This window comes from Acidocella sp. MX-AZ02, assembly GCF_000306035.1.
Classification (GTDB): Bacteria; Pseudomonadota; Alphaproteobacteria; order Acetobacterales; family Acetobacteraceae; genus Acidocella; species Acidocella facilis.
Genome location: NZ_JH976210.1, coordinates 305,521 through 322,707 on the forward strand (window position 1 = coordinate 305,521; position 17,187 = coordinate 322,707).

Genomic DNA, 17,187 nt, shown 5'->3' on the forward strand with positions numbered 1-17,187 from the left:
GATTTGGCGGTCCCGCTGCTGGCGGCGTTGCCGGTTGCGGGCGCGCTGACTTCGCTCTTGCCGGCGGCGCTGCTGGCGGTTTTGCTGTCCGCCTTGCTCTCGGTCTTGCTGGGTGGGGCGGCGGGCTGGCTCTGGCCGCTCGCCACCCCCAGCACCAAAGCGGCGAGCGCGCCGAGGCCGTTATTGTCGCTGCCATCCTCATGCTTATGCGGGCCAGCGCTCTGGCTGGCGTCGCTGGCGGTGGGGGCGGCGGCGTGAGTCGTCGAGTCGGTGGGGCTGGCGGGCGTCTGGCCGGTGGCGGGCTGGTCGGTCGGCGGCGCGCTGTCGCGGCTCTGTGTGACGTCACGGCTCTCGGCGGCAGGCTGCGGGGCAGGCGGCGTGCTGCTTTGCTGGGCCGTCTGCAAGGCGCTGCTCCAGTCATCGGACGCGCCACCGGCATTTTGCGCGGCGTCGGCCGGCGCGCTCTGCATGTAGAAAGTGGCGTTCTGCGGGGAGACGCTCTGGATGCCAGCGCTCTGCATATTATAGCCGCTCTCGGCCGGCATCGCGTTGCTGGGCGGGAGCGCCTGCATCAGAGCAGCTCCTCGCTGGCGCGCACCGCGATCTTGCCTTCTTCCGCCAGCCGCAGCGCCACCGCGACGATTTCCGCTTGCGCCGCCAGCACATCGGCGCGGCGCAGGCCGGGGCCGCCGGTCAGCTCCTCGTTCAGCACCTCGCGCTGGCGCGCCGAGATATTGGCGAAGAAGCGCTCCTTCAGCTCCGTATCCGCCAGCCGCAGCGCCGGGGCCAGCAGCTCCGGCGAGATCTCGCGCAGCAGCATCCGCAACGCCGCATCCGGCAGGCGCACCAGATCCGGGAAGGTGAACAAATTCTCGCGGATCTTTTCCGCCGTCGGGCTGTCATGCGCCTCGATGCCGCCCAGCACCTGCTGCATCTTATCCGCCTGCAGCTGGTTGAGGATTTCCGCCGCCAGCTTCGGCCCGCCGAGATTGGCGACGCGCTTGCCACCGGAGGCCGCCGCCTGCATCATCTCATCGACCATCTGCTGCAATTCCAGCACCGCGTTGGGCGAGACCACATCCAGGATGGAGAAGCGATACAGCGCTTCCGCCGCCAGCTCCTCGGGCAGGAAGGTGAGCATCTCGGCGGCGATTTCCTGCGGAATATGCGCCAGCAGCAGCGCGATGGTCTGCGGCCGCTCATTCGCCATCTGCACCGCCAGGGTCTGCGGGTCGCATTGCGCCGGCAGCTGGAAGGCGCGGGTGGCGTTCTGGCGGGCCAGCCTACGCAAAATCTCACGCGCCTGCGCTTCGCCGAAGGCGTTGATCAGCGTGCGGTGCAGGAATTTCAGCGCCGGGCCGCTCAGGCCCTGCTCGCCCATATCCGCGACGAAACGCTGCATCACCTGGTTGCGCAGGCCAAAGGGCACGTTGCGCATCGCCGTCATCGCGGTCGAGATCTTGGTCACCAGCGCGTCGTCCATCTCGCGCAGCACCAGTGCCGCGGCCTCTTCGCCCAGCTCCTGCAGCACCACCGCCACACGCTCGACGCCGCTCAGCGGATCCGCCGGCGGCATCGGAGCCAGTTTAACGGTAGGTTTGGAGGCGGTAACGCTCATCGCTCCTTCCCCTCCGTATCATCGGCCCAGCTTTGCAGCAGGCTGGCGACCCCGCGCGGATTCTGCGCCACCTGTTCACGCAGCGGGGTGAAATTCACCGCCGGGGTGATCATCTCCGGCCGCAGCACCGGCGGCGGTGCTGGCGGCGGTGGCGGTAGCGGCGGGGTGAGGATGGCTTTCAGATCCACACTCTTCAGCCGGCGCGAGAGCGGCAGCGCCAGGCCCAACAGCACGAACAAGGCCGCCAACAGCTCCAGCGCCGCATGGGTGAGGGCGCCGCTGGACTCTCCCAGCACCGCGCCGCTGCCGATCGGCTGCGCATGGAAGGGCGCGGCCAGCACATTCACGCTGACGGCGGGATAGGAGAAGGCGCTGGCGATGGCGCTCTTCACCTGCGCGGTGGAAAGCTGGCCCAGCGCCGCCTGGTTGAGCACCACCGAGACCGCGATGCCCTTCACCGCCCAATCCGGATGGGTGATGTCGCTGTCGCTGACATCGTTCTGGTAGGTCTGGTCCTGCTGGCTGCTGACCTGCTGCGGGCTTTGCGCGCCTTGGGCGCTGGCGGTAGTGGCGGGGCTGGTTGCCGGGGCGCCGCCGGCTTGGGTTGGCACCGGCGCCGGATTGGCGGTGGTGGCGGCCGGCGGCTGGTTGGAGAGCGCGCCGGGAATGCCGATGGCGGCTTCCTGGGTGGCGCCGCTCTGCTGGGAGCTGTCCTGCACCGCGTGCTGCACCAGATGGCCGGGACCATAGAGCGTCTGATGCGTGCGGACCTGGGTGAAATCCACATCCGCGCTGATGCCGGTGCGAAAATTCCCAGCGCCGACCAGCGGGGTTAGAATATCCGCGACGCGCGCCGCGGCCTGCGCCTCGATATCGCCAGTGGTGGCGAGCTGGGCGGCGTTGCCGGCCGCCCCGGTCTGCGGAAACACCGTGGCGCCGGCGGTGGTCTCGACCGTGATCTGCTCCGGCGTCATCCCCGGCACCGCGCCGGCGACCAGCCCGGCGATCGCCACACCCTGCGCCTGCGCGGCGGCGGGCGCGGCGTCGATCACCACCGAGGCGGAGGGTTTCGGCTGGTCGGCCAGGAACGGCGTCTGCGCCGGGATCGCCAGAAAGACCTGCGCCGCGCGCACGCCCTGCAGCCCTTCGATGGAATGCTGCAGCGAGAGTTCCAGCGCCTGGTTGCCCATCGCCTGCTGCGCCTGGTCGGAGGCGGTCATCGGCGCGTTTTCCACCTGCGTCCAGGCATTATTCACATCATCGCCCGGCACCTGCGCGGCGCCGAGCTGCAGCCGGGCCTGCGCCAGCTGCGGGGCCGGCACCAGGATCACATCCCCGGCCTCGCGCAATTGATAGGGTATGCCGAGCTTCTGCAGCGTCGCGATCACCTTGCCGCCCTCGGCCGGGCTCAATCCCTCCTGCAGCACCGCGTAGGGCGGCGAGGAGAATTCCAGCCAGCCGACCAGCGCCGCCGAGGCGGCGATGACAGCCCCGCCCGCCAGCAGCAGGCGCGGCGCCTGCGCGGCCTGGGTACGCACCCGAACGAGCTGCGTGCGCCAATCGGCCATCGGCTCAGAACTGCATATTCATGATCGATTGGTAGGCCGAGACGGCTTCGTTGCGCACCGCGACGGTGGCACTCCAGGCGGTCTCCGCCTTGTCGCTGGCCACCAGCGCCTGCGCCAGGCTGGCGCCGGGCACCCCCGCGGCATAGCTGGCCTCAGCGGTGCCGGCCTGCGCCTGCGCGCCCGAAACCTCCTGCAACGCCGCATTGGCGAGGTCGAGAAAGCTGCCATCCGCCCCCGTCGCGGGCTGTGAGGCGCCGGCCGTGGCGAGGCCGGCGGTAACAGGCAGAATGGCACCGATGCTCATGGATAACGATCCTTACCCAAAACTAACTGAATCGTTAGATAACGGTCTGTTGGATAATTTAGCCGCGTGCCCAGGGCAAGGATTATCTGCCGACTTCACGGATTAATGTAGGTTCTATCCACACAAATCATTCAGCCTACATTTGGTTTGTAGATTTATTAGTTTTTTGAGGCTGTTTTGTCGAATAAATGATATTATGTTTTGTGTCTCGTGTAGGTAGGCCAAAATGCTTTGTGAACACACCAAATAGATTTCTGTGGAATACGGCATTTGTCACCGCTTTTTGTCTTGCTAAATTCTAACATTTCGTGAAGGTTTCGGGCGAGATGCAGCCCGGATTTCTCTCCTTCTACGGCGCCGTCCTGAATGTCGCGCAGGATCGCCAGAATTTGATCGCGAATAATATCGCGAACGCGGACACGCCCGGATTCAAGGCGGCGGACGTGGATTTCACCGCCTCCCTGGCGCAGCAGCTGGAGAGCCCCGGGGCCACGCCGCAGGCGCAGTACCGCGCCGATGCCACGGTCGGCCTCAACGGCAATGATGTCGATCTCGATGCCGAGCGCGTCGAGGATGCGCAGAATGGCGAGATGATGCAGGGTGCTTCGACCTTCCTGCGCCAATCCACGGCCGATCTGATCACCGCGTTGCGGCCCAACCCCAACGGCACCTGAGCTTTAAAGGAGAGCGCGCATGACCGGAATTTTCAGCATCGTCGGCTCCGCGCTGGATGCCCAGAATCTGCGCATGTCGGCGGTGGCCTCCAACCTCGCCAATGCCGATACCGCCACCGCGCCCGGCGCGCAGCCTTACCGCGCCGAGGAGCCGGTGTTCGAGGCCGCACCTGTGGTGGATGCGGGCAGCGGCGCCGCGCTGGGGGTGAGCGTTCTGGGTGTTGACCATAGTGCCGCCGCCCCGCACCAGACCTACGATCCCTCCAGCCCCTACGCGAATGCGCAAGGCTATGTCACCGGGTCGAATGTCGATCGTGCCCAGGAGATGGTCAACATGATCGACAGCTCCAACAGCTATTCCGCCTCGGTCGCGGTGCTGGAGCAGGCCAGCCGGATCGACCAGCAGATGATCCAATCCTTCCAGGTGTCCTGACCATGACCTCGCTCGCCACCAGCGCCACCGGCAGCGTCAACGCCGCCTCCGTCGCGGCCTCGACCACCGCCAGCACCAGCGCCTCCTCCGGCTCCGGCTCGGCCGCCGGCGCGCTGACGCAGAATGATTTTCTCAAGCTGCTGACAGCGCAATTGCAATATCAAAGCCCGATGAACCCGGCCGACCCGACGCAGATGGCCTCGGAATTCGCGCAGATCGCCACCGTCGATGGGGTGAACAAGCTCAATACCCAGGTGAGCACGCTGCAAAGCGTCACCGCCGCCAGCCAGATGGGCCAGGCGGCGGATCTGGTCGGCAAGCAGGTGGCGGTGCCGGGCGATACCATCACCGCCAATTCATCCGGCAGCGCCACCGGCGCCTTCACTTTGCCGAGTGCCGCGAGCGACGTTACCGCCACCATCCTGAACGCCAATGGTTCGGTCGCCGGCACCATGGATCTGGGCGCGCTGGGGGCCGGTCAGCAGAGCTTCCACTGGACCGGCGGGAGTGCCGGCAAGCAATATACCTACAGCATTTCCGCGCATGACAGCACGAACAATGCGGTGCAGGCGACAACCTACGCGGTCTACACGGTCGAGGGTGTGAATCTCTCTTCCTCCTCGCCGACCTTGAATGTCGCTGGCAGCACCACGCCGCTGGCTGTGTCCTCCGTTTCCACCGTTCTGGGAGCTTCCTGATGTCCTTGCAGACCGCCCTTTCCGGCCTCGATGCCGCCCAGACCGGGCTCAACACCGTCTCCAACGATCTCGCCAATGCCAGCACCACGGCGTTCAAGAGCCAGACCTCCTTGTTCGAGGATGTCTACCCGACCGGCGAAACCGGCGTTCCCGGCTATGGCGCGGCGACGGAGGGCATGGATACCAACATCTCCCAGGGCGGCCTGACCAGCACCGGCAACGGGCTGGATGCGGCGATTCAGGGCAATGGCTATTTCGTCGTCTCCAATAACGGCACCCAGCAATATACCCGCGATGGCGCCTTCAAGCTCAGCAGCGACGGCACGCTGCAAACCCTCACCGGGTCTTCGGTGATGGGCTATACCGGGGCCGCCACCTCCGGCACGCTCAGCGCGCTGAGCGTTTCCACCGGCGCCATGAAGGCCACCGCCAGCGCCAATCTCGGTGTTGATCTCGACCTGAATTCCGGCGACACCCAGATCCCCGCCACCACCGCCTTCAACGCGGCGGATCGCAGCACCTACAGCGAAAGCACCTCCACCGTCGCCTACGATTCGCTGGGCAACGCCAATACGGTGAAGCTCTATATGGTGCAGAACCAGGCCACGGGCGGCGCCACGCCGAGCTGGACGGTCTATGCCCAGCCGGCGACCTCGGCCGGCACCAATGTCGGCAGCGCGCAGCAGCTCACCACGCTGAACTTCAACACCGATGGCACCCTGGCCAGCGGCAGCCCGGCGACGCTGAATGTGAACTGGGGCAATGGCGCCGCCAATTCCGCGCTGAGCTTCAACTTCGCCGGCACCAGCCTGGCGGCGCAGAATTTCGCCGTGGCCGGGCTGACCAATGACGGCTACGCCGCGGGCACCTATAGCGGCAGCTCGGTCAATTCCTCCGGCCAGCTCGTCTCCACCTACTCCAACGGGCAGACCATCACCAACGGCACCCTCGCGCTGGCCAATTTCATCAATCCGGAAGGGCTGCAGGATGTCTCCGGCAATCTCTACGCCAGCACCAACAGCTCCGGTGTGGCGGTGGTGAACGCGCCCGGCAACGGCCAGTCCGGCACGGTCGAGGGCGGCTATCTGGAAGCCTCCAACGCTTCCACCTCCTCGCTCCTGGTCTCGCTGATCCAGTATCAGCAGGCCTACCAGGCCGATACCTCCGTGCTGCAGACCGAGCAGCAGGACGCCCAGCGCCTCGTGCAGATCTGACGGTAGGTTAGAGAGGCCGCGATGCAGACCAGTTCGCTCTTCACCGCGATGTCCGGGCTTGAGGATATCGACGCGCAGCTGCAGGCGGTCTCGGCCAACATCGCCAACGCCAACACGCCAGGCTACGCGGCGGTGCAGGCGCAGGCGGAAACCGCGACCTACACGGGGGCGAACGCGCCGCCGGGCGGGGCGGTGGTCGCCACCCTCCCGGGGCCGGACCTCAAACAGGGCAGCATGACCCATACCGGGGATGATCTCGATGTCGGCCTCTCCGGCGATAGCTGGCTGACGGTGCAGACCGCCAACGGCACCGCGCTGACCCGCGACGGCGCGCTCTCCATCTCCAATGCCGGCCTGCTCACCGACAGCTCCGGCAACCCGGTGCTGGGCCTGGGCGGCACGCCGATCAGCCTGCCGCAGCTCTCCAGCATCAAGATCGGAGCGGATGGCACCATCTCCGGTGTCGTCGCCGGCTCCGGCGGATCGCTGGCGCAGGCCTTCGGGCAGATCGCCATGGTCGCGAGCCCGAGCGGCAGCCTCACCCCGCTGGGCAACTCCCTCTACCAGGCGCAGCCCGGCGCCCCGCTGGTACCCTCCGCCGATGGTGCTTTGCATCAGGGCTATCTCAACGGCAGCAATGTCGATCCGACGATGGCGATGATGCAGATGATCGATGACAGCAAATCCTATGAGTTGCAGGCACAGCTGACGAAAAGCCAGAGCAGTGCGAGCAGCGATCTGAACACCCTCCTCGCGCAAGGATAAGAGCATGAACCCGACCCTCGACACTGTCGCCAGCGGGCTCGAAGCCAGCCAGACGATGATGGACACGATCGCCGATAATCTGGCGAACGCGAACACCACCGCCTACAAATCCGAGACGCCGGAATTCCAGACGCTGCTCTATCAGAACCAGACGCAGCCGGGTGCCGATGCCACCGGGCAGACGCAATACCCCTCCGGGCTGGAGCTGGGCACCGGCGTGAAGGTGGCCTCGATCAAGCAGATCGAAACCCAAGGCACGCTGACCAGCACCAGCAACCCGTATGATCTGGCGATCAACGGCGCCGGTTATTTCCAGGTGCAGCTGCCCTCCGGCCAGACCGCCTACACGCGCGATGGCTCCTTCCAGGTCAATCAGAGCGGCCAGCTGGTCACCGCCAATGGCGACCAGCTGATCCCGGCGATCACCATCCCCTCCAACGCTACCTCGGTCACCGTCGGCACGGATGGCACGGTCTCGGTGACGGAGGCGAATTCCAGCACCTCCACCCAGGTCGGGCAGATCCAGCTCGCCAACTTCATCAATGCCCAGGGGCTGCAGCCGCTGGGCAATAATCTCTACGCCCAGACCACCTCTTCGGGAGCCCCCACCGTCGGCGCGCCGCAGACCAACGGGCTCGGTTCGATCAACCAGGATTATCTGGAAAGCTCGAATGTCGATGTCGTGCAGCAGATGGTGAGCATGATCTCGGCCGAGCGCACCTACCAGCTCGGCACCCAGGTCGCCACCTCCGTCGGCTCCGAGCTTGGCTATCTGGCCAACGCCGCGCAGGGCGCATGAATCCTAGGCTGCCTCTGGCGCTGCTGGCGCTGCTGGCCGGCTGCGCCACCCACCCGCCGACGCAGACGCAGCTGGTCAAGCCCGCCCCGTTTCCGGTGGATGTGCAGCCCCAGCCGGAAGCGGTGAACGGCTCGGTGTTTTCCGGCGGCACCGCCGGCTCGCTCTACGCGCCGCGCCGGGACTGGAAGATCGGCGATCTGATCACCATCGACATCGTCACCAGCTCCACCGCCAGCAACAGCGACAATGCCGGGCTGACCCGCAAGGGCAGCATCAATGATTCGATGACCAATTTCATGGGCATCCCGATGAGCTTCGGCCATATCAATGGCGGCAGCCTCTCGCCTTCCATCGGCGCCAGCTCGGATCAGCAATATACCGGCACCGGCTCGGATGTTGCCGCCAACGACATTACCGGCGCGGTCGAGGCGGTGGTGACCGGGGTGGACCCGAACGGCACGCTGGCCATCCAGGGCCGCACCAATGTCAACATCAACGGCAACGTCACCAGCATCGTCGTCACCGGCTATGCCAGTCCGGACGACATCGCCGCCAACGCCACCATCTCCTCGGACAATATCGCCAACATGAATGTGCAATATGTCGGCAACGGGCCGATCAATGATGCGCATACCGTGCCCTGGCTGCAGCGCGTTCTCTCCAAGGTTTCGCCGTTTTGAAGAACGTCCTGCTCCTGCTTGGGCTTTTGGCGTTGGCTCCGGCCGCGTGGGCGCAGACGACGATCGGCGAGCTGGTCAGCGTGCAGGGCGCGCCGCCGAACCAGCTTTTCGGCTACGGCCTCGTCGTCGGCTTGCCCGGCACCGGCGACCAGACCACCCAGGTGCCCTACACCCAGCAGGCCATTCTCAACATGCTGCGCAACATGGGTGTGGCGATGAACAATGTCAGCACGATGATGCCGCAGGATGTCGCTTCGGTGATGGTCACCGCGGAAGTGCCGGCCTTCGCGCATCAGGGCCAGAAGATCGACGTGACCGTCTCCGCCGTTGGCAATGCCGCCTCGCTCGCCGGCGGCGTGCTGCTGCCCACCCCGCTGCGCGGCGGCAACGGCAATATCTACGCCCAGGCGCAGGGCCCGCTGCTGGTCTCCGGTTTTGCCGCGGGTGCAGGCGGCACCAGTACGAAAGTGAACGTGCCCACCACCGGCACGCTGCCGGGCGGGGCCATCCTGGCCAGCAGCATTCCCGCGAACTTCGCCGTCAACGGCATGTCCGCGCTGCTGGTGGATGATCCCAGCTTCCAGACCGCGCAGCGCATCGCCGATACCATCAACCGCGCCTTCGGCCCCAACACCGCCAATGCGGTCTCGCCGGGCGAGGTGGATGTCACCGCCGCCGCCGGCGCCAGCCCGGTCGGCTTCATGGCGGATCTGCTCGCCCTGCCGATCACCGCGCCGCAGCCCGAGCCGCTGATCATCGTCGATGCGCAGAGCGGCACCATCGTGATGAATGAAGGTGTGACACTCGGCCCCGCCGTGGTCAGCCATGGCGACCTCACGGTAAGCATCCAGACGCAGAATGCCGTGAGCCAGCCTGGGCCGTTCTCCAACGGCACCACGGTTGGCGTGCGCAACACCGCGGTCAGCGCCAAGCAATCCAAGGCGCAGGTGATCATGCTGCCGCATGCGGCAACCTTGCAGCAGGTGGCGGCGGCGCTGAATGCGGTGGGGGCCAGCCCGCAGGATCTCATCGCCATCATCGAGGCGCTGAAAGAGGCCGGGGCGATCAAGGGCCGGATCAAGGTGATCTGAGATGAGCCTGATCCCGCCCACCGGCCATGCCCCGCCCTCGCGCCAGGCGATCACCCAGCAGGTCGAGAAAATGACCGGCATGCTGTGGTACCAGGTGCTGTCCTCGATGAACGAGACCGGCATGGATGCATCCAGCCTCGGCCCCGGTGGTTCTGAATTTCAGAGCATGTTCCTGTGGAATATCGCGCAGAATGATTTCGGCGGGCTGGACGGGCAGATGGTGCAGGCGGCGTTGCGCCAATATGGCGAGGCCAGCGCGCTGCCGCAGAGCGCCACCCCGGCCCTCTCGCAGCTGCCCCCCGGCGCGCTGGAGTCGCTGCTGAGCGCGGCGCCGGGGGCAAGCATGGCGCCGGTCAGCGAAAGCCCGCTGGCGGCCCCGCAGGCGGAGGCCGAGTCTGGCGCGGCCTCCGATCTCATCGGCCAGGCCAAGAGCTTCGCCAAGCAGATCTGGCCGGCGGTGGAGCAGGCGGCGCAGACTCTGGGGGTGCCGCCGGTCGGCATTCTCGCGCAGGCGGCGCTGGAAACCGGCTGGGGCGCGGCTGCCCCCGGCCATAATCTCTTCGGCATGAAAGCCGCCCCGGGCGATGAAGCCACCACCCGGGCCACCAGCGAGATGGTGGATGGCGTGCTGACCCAAACCAGCGCCGCCTTCAAGGATTACGCCACGCCCAGCGCCAGCGTGCAGGATTATGTCCGCCGCGTGCAGGATGTGTTTCCCGGCGCGGCCGGGCAGGACAGCGTGGATGGCTTCGCCACCGCCCTGCAGCAGGGCGGCTACGCGACCGACAGCCATTACGCGGCGAAAATCGTCAGCATTTCCCAATCCCCGATGATGGCGCAGGTGCTTGATGCGCTGGGCGTCACCGCAACGCAGAAGGTAGCCTCCCCATGAGCGGCATCAGCAGCGCTTTGTCCACCGCCGCCTCCGGGCTGGCTTTGTTCGAGGCCGGGATCGAGACGGTCTCCAACAACCTCACCAATGCCAGCACCGCCGGCTATGCGGTGGAGAGTGTCAGCGCCGCCGAGGCCACGGCCGGTGCCGGCCAGGCCGGGGCGGGCGTGCTCGCCCCCAACGTGACGCGCGCCAGCAGCGCCTTCGCCGCCCAGCAGCTGCGCACCGCCAATACCGGCGCCGGCGCCTCCAGCCTGCTCTCCACCCAGCTCACCGCGCTCTCCAACGCGCTCACCGGCAATGGCAATGTGCAGAGCGCGATGAGCACCTTGTTCGGCGATCTCTCCACCTTGGCCTCGGAGCCGACCAGCGATGCCCAGGCCGCCACCGTGCTCTCGGCCGCGGGCGGTGTCACCAGCGCCTTCCAGAGTGCCGGCGGCTCGATCCAGAGCGTGATGGCGCAGTCGAGCGCGACGCTGAGCACCGATGTCACCAGCGCCAACGGGCTGCTCACCCAGCTCGCCGCGATCAATAAATCCCTGCAGGGCGCGCCGAATGATTCCAGCCTGCTCGACCAGCAGCAGGCGGCGTTGAATTCGCTTTCCAGCCTGGTCGGCGTCACCGTCACCGCGCAGGCGGATGGCGGGGTGGTGGTGAGTGCCGGCGGCACCATGCTGCTCACCCAGGCCGGGGCGAAAACCTTGAGCGTTGGCACCACGGCGAAAGGCGGGCCGACCGTGCTGGTCGGCAATGACGGCACCACCCTCACCGCCGGCGAGGAGGATGGCGCGATCGGCGGCGCGCTTTACAGCTACCAGGCCGGTGCCCAGGCGCAACAGGGGCTGAACGCGCTGGCCACGGTGTTCGCCAGCGCCATGAACACCGCCCAGGCGCAAGGGCTGACCAGCAGCGGCGCCCAGGGCGGGGCTTTGTTCAGCGTGCCGGCCGCCACCGCCACCGTATCGCAAAGCAATAGCGGCGCCGCCACGGTGAGTGTCAGCGCGCTGAACGCCGCCGCCTTGCCCACCAATGGCGGCCCCTTCACCCTCACCTATAGCAGCAGCGGCTGGAGCGCGGTGAACCAGGCCACCGGCCAGAGCCTCAGCGTCACCGGCACCCCGCCCAGCGTGGCGGGCATGACGCTGGCGGTCACCGGCACCCCCGCCACCGGCGATAGCTGGACGCTGAACCCCGCCCCGGATGCCGCCAGCGCCATCGCGGTAACCGCCACCACCCCGCAGGACATCGCCGCCGCCGACCCATACGTGGCCAGTGCGGGCACGCTGCAAGCCAGCGGCGCCATCGTCGACAACAATGCCGGCAGCATCACCCCGGGCACCGATACGGTGGTGACCACGCCCAACAGCAACGCCGCCCTCGTGCCGGCGGCGGATTACGGGCAGAGCCTCATCGTCACCTTCACCTCGCCCACCGCCTACAGCATCGCCACCGCCAGCGCGCCGAATACCGTGATCGCCTCCGGCAGCTTCTCCAGCACGGCGGGGGGCAGCATCGCCGTGGCCTATCCGTCGAACAGCGCCGCCGCGGGCAGCTACTGGCAATTGCCGATCACCGGCACCCCCGCCGCCGGCGACACGCTGAGCCTGACCCCGGGCGGCGCCCAGAGCGGCTCCAACGCCACCCGCATGGCCGCCCTCTTCACCGCCGCCGGCACCACATCCTCCGGCACGCTGGAGCAGAGCGTGGTCGATCTGAGCGCCAATCTCGGCGTCGGCGCCCAGGCGGCGCAGACCAGCGCCACTGACAATGCCGATCTCGTCACCAGCGCCACCGCCAATCTGCAGACGCAGAGCGGGGTGAATTCCGACCAGCAGGCGGTGCTGCTGAGCAATTACGAGCAGGCCTACCAGGCCTCGGCGCAGGTGATCAGCGTCGCCCGCAGCATGTTCTCCTCGCTGATGACGGCGGTGGGGGCATGAAAAAGGCGGTCTTCATCGCGCTCGGCGCGGTCGTGCTGCTGGCGCTGGGCGGTGGCGGCGCCTATGCCTACCTGACCCTGACCGCCAAGCCCGGCAAGCAAGCCGCCAGGCCCGCCAAACCCTCCCCGATTTTCTTCGCGCAGCTGGCGGATCTCGTCGTCAGCATTCCCGACCAGGCGGGCGACCCGCCGGCGGATTTCGTCGATGTGACGCTGCAATTCCAGACCGGCAAGGAAGACCAGCTGGCGAATTTCTCCACCATCGAGCCGATCATCCGTTCCCAGCTCATCGGCATCCTGATGCGCCAATCGGCGAAAACGCTGAGCGACCCGGCGGTGCGCCAGCAGATCGAGCAGCAGAGCCTGGAGGTGGTGAATGCCGCGCTGCAGAGCCGCCATTACGCGCAAACCGCCCCCTTCACCGCCGCCTTCATCACCAATCTCGTGGTGCAGGATTAGTCTTTGATGCCGCCTGCCTCGCTCTGGGCCTCCTCGCTCACCTCGCTGCTGGTGATCTTCGCGCTGCTGGGCCTGGCCTGGTGGGTGGCGCGGGCCTTGCAGCGCGGGCGCTTCGGCCAGCGTGCAAGTGCCGCGCAGAAGATCAATCTCAGCCATGTGCGGTCGCTGGGCGGGCGCAATATGCTGGCGGTGGCGGAGATCGAGGGGCAGCGTTTTCTCATCGGCATCGGCCGGGACGGGGTGACGCGCATCGGCCGGCTGGATCGGCCAGATGATCGAGACGATGATGAGGCTTAAGCCGCTCCTCGCCGGGCTCATGCTGCTGGCCATTGGCGGCGTCGCCCTCGCCCATGCTGCCACGTCGGCCGCCAGCCCGGCCGCCAGCCCGGCCGCCAGCCCGGCCTCCGGCCTGGCCTTGGTGCAGTCGGTCAATGGCAAGCAGGGTGCCACCTACTCGCTCGACATTCAGGCGCTGCTGGTCATCACCGCGCTCGCCTTCCTGCCCGGCATCATTCTGCTGATGACCGCCTTCACCCGCATCATCATCGTGCTCTCCATCCTGCGCCAGGCGCTGGGGCTGCAGACCACGCCGCCGAACATGGTGCTGATCGCGCTCTCTCTGGCGCTCACCGTGTTCGTGATGCGCGGGGTGATCCAGCAGGAACAAACGGACGCCCTGCAGCCCTATCTGGACGGCAAACTCACCTTCGAGCAGGCGGTGCAGGCGGCGCAGCCGCCCTTGCAGGCCTTCATGCTCGGCCAGACCCGCGCCGAGCCGCTGCATCTCTTCGTCGATCTCTCCGGCAACCATTATGCCAGCCCGCAATCCGTGCCCTTCACCGTGCTGGTCCCGGCCTTCGCCACCTCGGAGCTGGAGACGGCGTTTCAGATCGGCTTTCTGATCTATATCCCCTTCGTGCTGATCGACCTCGCCGTCGCCTCGGTGCTGATGTCGCTCGGCATGATCATGGTCTCGCCGACGCTGATCTCGCTGCCGCTGAAGCTGCTGATGTTCGTCTCCATCCATGGCTGGGTGCTGATCCTCGGCACGCTGGCCAACAGTTTCGCGGTGCCGGGCCATTGATGGCGCCGCTTTATCTGCGCCTGCTGCACCAGGCGCTGGCCACCGAGCTGATGGTGCTGCTGCCGGTGATCGGCATCATCCTGGCGATGGGCTTTGTCATCGGGTATCTGCAGGCCGCGACCCAGCTTGAGGATGCCACACTTTCGCTGATGCCCAAGCTGCTGGCGATGATTGGGCTCAGCCTCACCGGCGCCTTCGGCATATTGCCGCTGCTGGAGCGCTTCGCCACCAGCTGGATCGCGCATGCGCCGCAGCTGGTGCGGCTGAGCTGGGGCTGAGATGGCGCTGAGCCAGGCGCTGGTGATGCAGTGGCTGGGCCAGTTCCTCTGGCCCTTCCTGCGCCTGACCGGGCTGATGCTCACCGCCCCGCTGCTCAGCTCGGCGATGATGCCGGCGATGGTGAAGGCGATCATCGCTGCCGCCTTCGCCCTGGCCATGGCCGGCTGGCTGCCGCATCTGCCGCCCTACCCGGCGGACCCGTTCACCGCGATCGGCCTCGGCCTCACCCAGATCGCTTTCGGGGCGGCCATCGGCATGGTGATGCAGCTGATCGTCCAGGCCATCGCCAGTGTCGGCGAGATCGCCGGGCTGTCGATGAGCCTCAGCTTCGCGGAATTGCAGATGCTGGGCGCCAGCGGCGACACCCCGGTGCTCTATGACATCATGAGCTGGGCCGGGCTGGTCGGCTTCATGGCGGCGGGCGGGGTGGAATGGCTGTTCAGCGCGCTGTTCAATTCCTTCGATCACGGGGTTGGCCTGCCCAATCTCGGCGTCTGGGGCGGTTATGCGCAGCTCGGCAATATGCTGATCGGCAGCGCGGTGGCGCTGTCGCTGCCGGTGATCGCCGTGGCACTCTGCATCAATCTCACCATTGGCCTCACCACCGTGTTCGCGCCGCAGCTCAATCTGCTTTCCATCGGTTTTCCGCTGCTGATCCTGGGCGGGCTCTGGGTGATGACGGAATCGGTGTTCTATATCGGCCACGCGCTGCGCTTCATGCTGCAGGCCGGGATGCAGACTCTCGGCGGGCTGATCCATGGCTGAGGGCGGCGCGGAAGACAAGAAACATGCCCCCACCGCGCGCCGCCTCGCCCAGGCGCAGGAGAAGGGCAATATCCGCCGCTCGCAGGATTTCCCGCGCGCCGCCATCATCATCGCCATCATCATCGCCGGGCTCACCGCCGCGGGGGGCTTGGGCGGGCGGCTGGCGGCGGACATGGCGGGCTGCCTGGCCCAGGCCGGCACCGCATCGCTGGGTGCGGCCAGCGGCTGGGAAGCGGCGATGCTGCACGATATCGCGCCGCTGCTGCTGTTGCTGGCTTTGCTGGCGGTGGCGGCCAGCTTCGCCTCCGGCGGCTTCGTCTTCACCCTCAACCCGCTGATGCCGGATTTCGCGGCGCTGATGCCCGATCGCGGCCTCTCGCAGATCTTCTCCACCACCGGCTTGATCGAGAACGCCAAGAATCTGCTGAAAGTCGCGGTGATCGGCGGGGCAGGGGGGCTGATGATCCTGCTGCATCACGACGAATTCGCGGGCCTCGCCGGGCCGCTGCGGCCGGACCCTGAGACCGTGCTGCTGCTGGTGCTGCAGGTGCTGGGCGCCTCCGGCCTGGCGGTGCTGGTGCTGGGGGCGGGGGATCTGGCCTTACAGATCTGGCTGCACCGGCGCAGCCTGCGCATGTCCGACAGCGAGATGCGTGAGGAGATGAAGGATGTCGCCGGCAATCCGCATGTGAAATCCCAGCAGCGCCGGCTCGCCCGCAAGATGGCCCGGGCCCGGCAGATGCAGCGCATCCCCGAGGCCAGCGTCATCGTCACCAACCCGACCCATTATGCCTGCGCCATACGCTACCGGAAGGGCGCGGACCGCGCGCCCTTGCTGCTGGCGAAAGGCGCGGGGCTGCAGGCGGAGGAGATCATCTCCCGGGCCCGCGCCTTCGGCATCCCGCTGGTGGAGGCCCCGCCGCTGGCGCGCGCGGTCTATCGCTATGTGGAGCCGGACGAGCATGTGCCGGTGGCCCTCTACCGCGCCTGCGCCGAGGTGCTGGCCTATGTCTGGCGCCTGCAGGCCTGGCGGGCGCGCGGCGGTGAGCGCCCGCAACCGCCCAAACCGGGCAGCGGCGAGATCACCGTGCCGGGCCGGCGGCGCGTGACCGAGGATTAAGCCGCTTTGGCAAGGCAGCAGGGTGCGGTCGAATCCCCCAAAAGCAGCTTTTGGCGGGTCTCTTAACCCCTCAGCGCAACGCCACGAAACGCGACAAGGCGGTGCGGGTGACGCGGTAATGTTTCGCCAGCTCGCTCACCCGGCCTGGCGGAATGCGGTTTTCACGCACCCATTGGCAGACCGACGGATGCGCGATGCCCACCGTATCCGCCACATCCTTCACCCCGCCGAACGCTTCGATCACGTCCCGAACGGTGGGGGCCTGTTCGACAATATCCCGGCGCTCCTTTTGAGTCGGCCGCCGCTCATAGCTGGGTCTGCGTGCCATCTTTCCTTGTCCTTCTCGGTCCGGCTCATAGTCTGGCAGCTTTTGCCAGCAGCCATTATGTTTTGGTAACGATATAGGTTCTTTATCGAAACTGCAAATCCGTGCTTTACGGGTATGCAAAAAAATATAGACATGCAAGTCTAAGTTTTTAGTTAATTTTTTAAAGTGAGACCGCCTACATCAACCCTACCGAGAAAGTCTTAAGGAATGGCAATGATTTATCCACAGCGTCCGGGATAACATTGTGGATAAGGCTGTGGAGGGGCGGTGAAGACCCGGGACAAACAAGGCCCGGAACGGGACCGGGAGCGCCCCGGCCCGCATGCTTTATCTGTTTGAAAACGATATGTTTTTTGGCCGCGCCAGGGGCGGTGAGGGATTTTTTTCAGGAGGCCTGAAAAAAATTCGGACATTTTCGCGGCGGGTGGAAAACCGCAGGCGGCTTCTTGGCGTTTTCGGGCGATATGGGAGGAGGCC

At 66.5% G+C, this 17,187-nt stretch carries 20 protein-coding genes and 1 pseudogene; 16 read left to right on the forward strand and 5 right to left on the reverse strand.

Annotation, left to right across the window (positions count from 1 at the left end; translation table 11 throughout):
- From MXAZACID_RS19490 to fliE, 4 genes and pseudogenes are all read right to left on the reverse strand, one after another.
- A pseudogene (locus tag MXAZACID_RS19490) lies at positions 1-572 on the reverse strand (hypothetical protein); the annotation flags it as partial.
- On the reverse strand, positions 572-1,618 hold the full coding sequence (locus tag MXAZACID_RS16065) for a flagellar motor switch protein FliG (protein ID WP_234731641.1): 1,047 nt from the start codon (positions 1,616-1,618) through the stop codon (positions 572-574). The pseudogene MXAZACID_RS19490 and the gene MXAZACID_RS16065, both read right to left, overlap by 1 nt.
- Positions 1,615-3,186: a flagellar M-ring protein FliF C-terminal domain-containing protein gene (locus MXAZACID_RS16070; protein ID WP_008495563.1), complete on the reverse strand. Its 1,572-nt coding sequence runs from the start codon at positions 3,184-3,186 to the stop codon at positions 1,615-1,617. The genes MXAZACID_RS16065 and MXAZACID_RS16070 overlap by 4 nt, the downstream gene beginning before the upstream one ends.
- Positions 3,187-3,190: 4 nt before the next feature.
- Entirely contained in the window at positions 3,191-3,490 is a 300-nt protein-coding gene (gene fliE, locus MXAZACID_RS16075) for a flagellar hook-basal body complex protein FliE (RefSeq protein WP_008495564.1), read from the reverse strand.
- A 326-nt stretch (positions 3,491-3,816) separates the two neighbouring features.
- On the opposite strand from fliE, the gene MXAZACID_RS16080 reads away from it, so the two are divergent.
- Genes MXAZACID_RS16080 through MXAZACID_RS16155 form a run of 16 tightly spaced genes read left to right on the forward strand, consistent with a single transcriptional unit; the run spans position 3,817 to position 16,382 of the window.
- The gene (locus MXAZACID_RS16080) at positions 3,817-4,164 is read left to right on the forward strand and encodes a flagellar basal body protein (RefSeq protein ID WP_008495565.1); all 348 of its coding nucleotides are present in this window, start codon (positions 3,817-3,819) and stop codon (positions 4,162-4,164) included.
- A 19-nt stretch (positions 4,165-4,183) separates the two neighbouring features.
- The gene (flgC, locus tag MXAZACID_RS16085; RefSeq protein ID WP_008495566.1) at positions 4,184-4,597 is read left to right on the forward strand and encodes a flagellar basal body rod protein FlgC; all 414 of its coding nucleotides are present in this window, start codon (positions 4,184-4,186) and stop codon (positions 4,595-4,597) included.
- A gap of 2 nt (positions 4,598-4,599) precedes the next feature.
- Positions 4,600-5,295: a flagellar hook assembly protein FlgD gene (locus MXAZACID_RS16090; protein ID WP_008495568.1), complete on the forward strand. Its 696-nt coding sequence runs from the start codon at positions 4,600-4,602 to the stop codon at positions 5,293-5,295.
- A complete protein-coding gene (locus tag MXAZACID_RS16095) occupies positions 5,295-6,509 on the forward strand; it encodes a flagellar hook protein FlgE (RefSeq protein ID WP_008495569.1) in 1,215 nt (404 codons plus the stop codon). Before MXAZACID_RS16090 ends, MXAZACID_RS16095 begins: the two co-directional genes overlap by 1 nt.
- Before the next feature lie 21 nt (positions 6,510-6,530).
- Positions 6,531-7,274 carry a flagellar hook-basal body complex protein gene (locus tag MXAZACID_RS16100; RefSeq protein WP_008495570.1) on the forward strand — a complete coding sequence of 248 codons (744 nt, stop codon included), beginning with the start codon at positions 6,531-6,533 and terminating at the stop codon, positions 7,272-7,274.
- Between the two features lie 4 nt (positions 7,275-7,278).
- Positions 7,279-8,073: a flagellar basal-body rod protein FlgG gene (gene flgG, locus MXAZACID_RS16105; protein WP_008495571.1), complete on the forward strand. Its 795-nt coding sequence runs from the start codon at positions 7,279-7,281 to the stop codon at positions 8,071-8,073.
- On the forward strand, positions 8,070-8,753 hold the full coding sequence (locus tag MXAZACID_RS16110) for a flagellar basal body L-ring protein FlgH (protein WP_008495572.1): 684 nt from the start codon (positions 8,070-8,072) through the stop codon (positions 8,751-8,753). The genes flgG and MXAZACID_RS16110 overlap by 4 nt, the downstream gene beginning before the upstream one ends.
- Positions 8,754-8,785: 32 nt before the next feature.
- On the forward strand, positions 8,786-9,844 hold the full coding sequence (locus MXAZACID_RS16115) for a flagellar basal body P-ring protein FlgI (protein ID WP_234731637.1): 1,059 nt from the start codon (positions 8,786-8,788) through the stop codon (positions 9,842-9,844).
- Between the two features lies 1 nt (position 9,845).
- Complete coding sequence (locus MXAZACID_RS18020; protein WP_008495574.1) at positions 9,846-10,736, forward strand: glycoside hydrolase family 73 protein; 891 nt, start codon at positions 9,846-9,848, stop codon at positions 10,734-10,736.
- Positions 10,733-12,676: a flagellar basal body rod C-terminal domain-containing protein gene (locus MXAZACID_RS16125; RefSeq protein WP_008495576.1), complete on the forward strand. Its 1,944-nt coding sequence runs from the start codon at positions 10,733-10,735 to the stop codon at positions 12,674-12,676. The genes MXAZACID_RS18020 and MXAZACID_RS16125 overlap by 4 nt, the downstream gene beginning before the upstream one ends.
- Complete coding sequence (gene fliL / locus MXAZACID_RS16130; protein WP_008495577.1) at positions 12,673-13,134, forward strand: flagellar basal body-associated protein FliL; 462 nt, start codon at positions 12,673-12,675, stop codon at positions 13,132-13,134. Before MXAZACID_RS16125 ends, fliL begins: the two co-directional genes overlap by 4 nt.
- Positions 13,135-13,140: 6 nt before the next feature.
- On the forward strand, positions 13,141-13,431 hold the full coding sequence (locus tag MXAZACID_RS16135; protein ID WP_008495578.1) for a flagellar biosynthetic protein FliO: 291 nt from the start codon (positions 13,141-13,143) through the stop codon (positions 13,429-13,431).
- Positions 13,418-14,218 carry a flagellar type III secretion system pore protein FliP gene (gene fliP, locus MXAZACID_RS16140; protein WP_083878851.1) on the forward strand — a complete coding sequence of 267 codons (801 nt, stop codon included), beginning with the start codon at positions 13,418-13,420 and terminating at the stop codon, positions 14,216-14,218. Before MXAZACID_RS16135 ends, fliP begins: the two co-directional genes overlap by 14 nt.
- The gene (locus MXAZACID_RS16145; protein WP_008495580.1) at positions 14,218-14,496 is read left to right on the forward strand and encodes a flagellar biosynthetic protein FliQ; all 279 of its coding nucleotides are present in this window, start codon (positions 14,218-14,220) and stop codon (positions 14,494-14,496) included. The genes fliP and MXAZACID_RS16145 overlap by 1 nt, the downstream gene beginning before the upstream one ends.
- 1 nt (position 14,497) lies before the next feature.
- Positions 14,498-15,262, forward strand: coding sequence for a flagellar biosynthetic protein FliR (locus MXAZACID_RS16150; RefSeq protein ID WP_008495581.1), 765 nt, complete (start codon positions 14,498-14,500; stop codon positions 15,260-15,262).
- Entirely contained in the window at positions 15,255-16,382 is a 1,128-nt protein-coding gene (locus MXAZACID_RS16155) for a flagellar biosynthesis protein FlhB (RefSeq protein ID WP_008495583.1), read from the forward strand. The genes MXAZACID_RS16150 and MXAZACID_RS16155 overlap by 8 nt, the downstream gene beginning before the upstream one ends.
- Before the next feature lie 70 nt (positions 16,383-16,452).
- On the opposite strand, the gene MXAZACID_RS18895 is transcribed toward MXAZACID_RS16155, so the two are convergent.
- Positions 16,453-16,710, reverse strand: a complete 258-nt coding sequence (locus MXAZACID_RS18895) for a Cro/CI family transcriptional regulator (protein WP_008495584.1) — start codon at positions 16,708-16,710, stop codon at positions 16,453-16,455.
- Positions 16,711-17,187 lie beyond the last annotated feature (477 nt).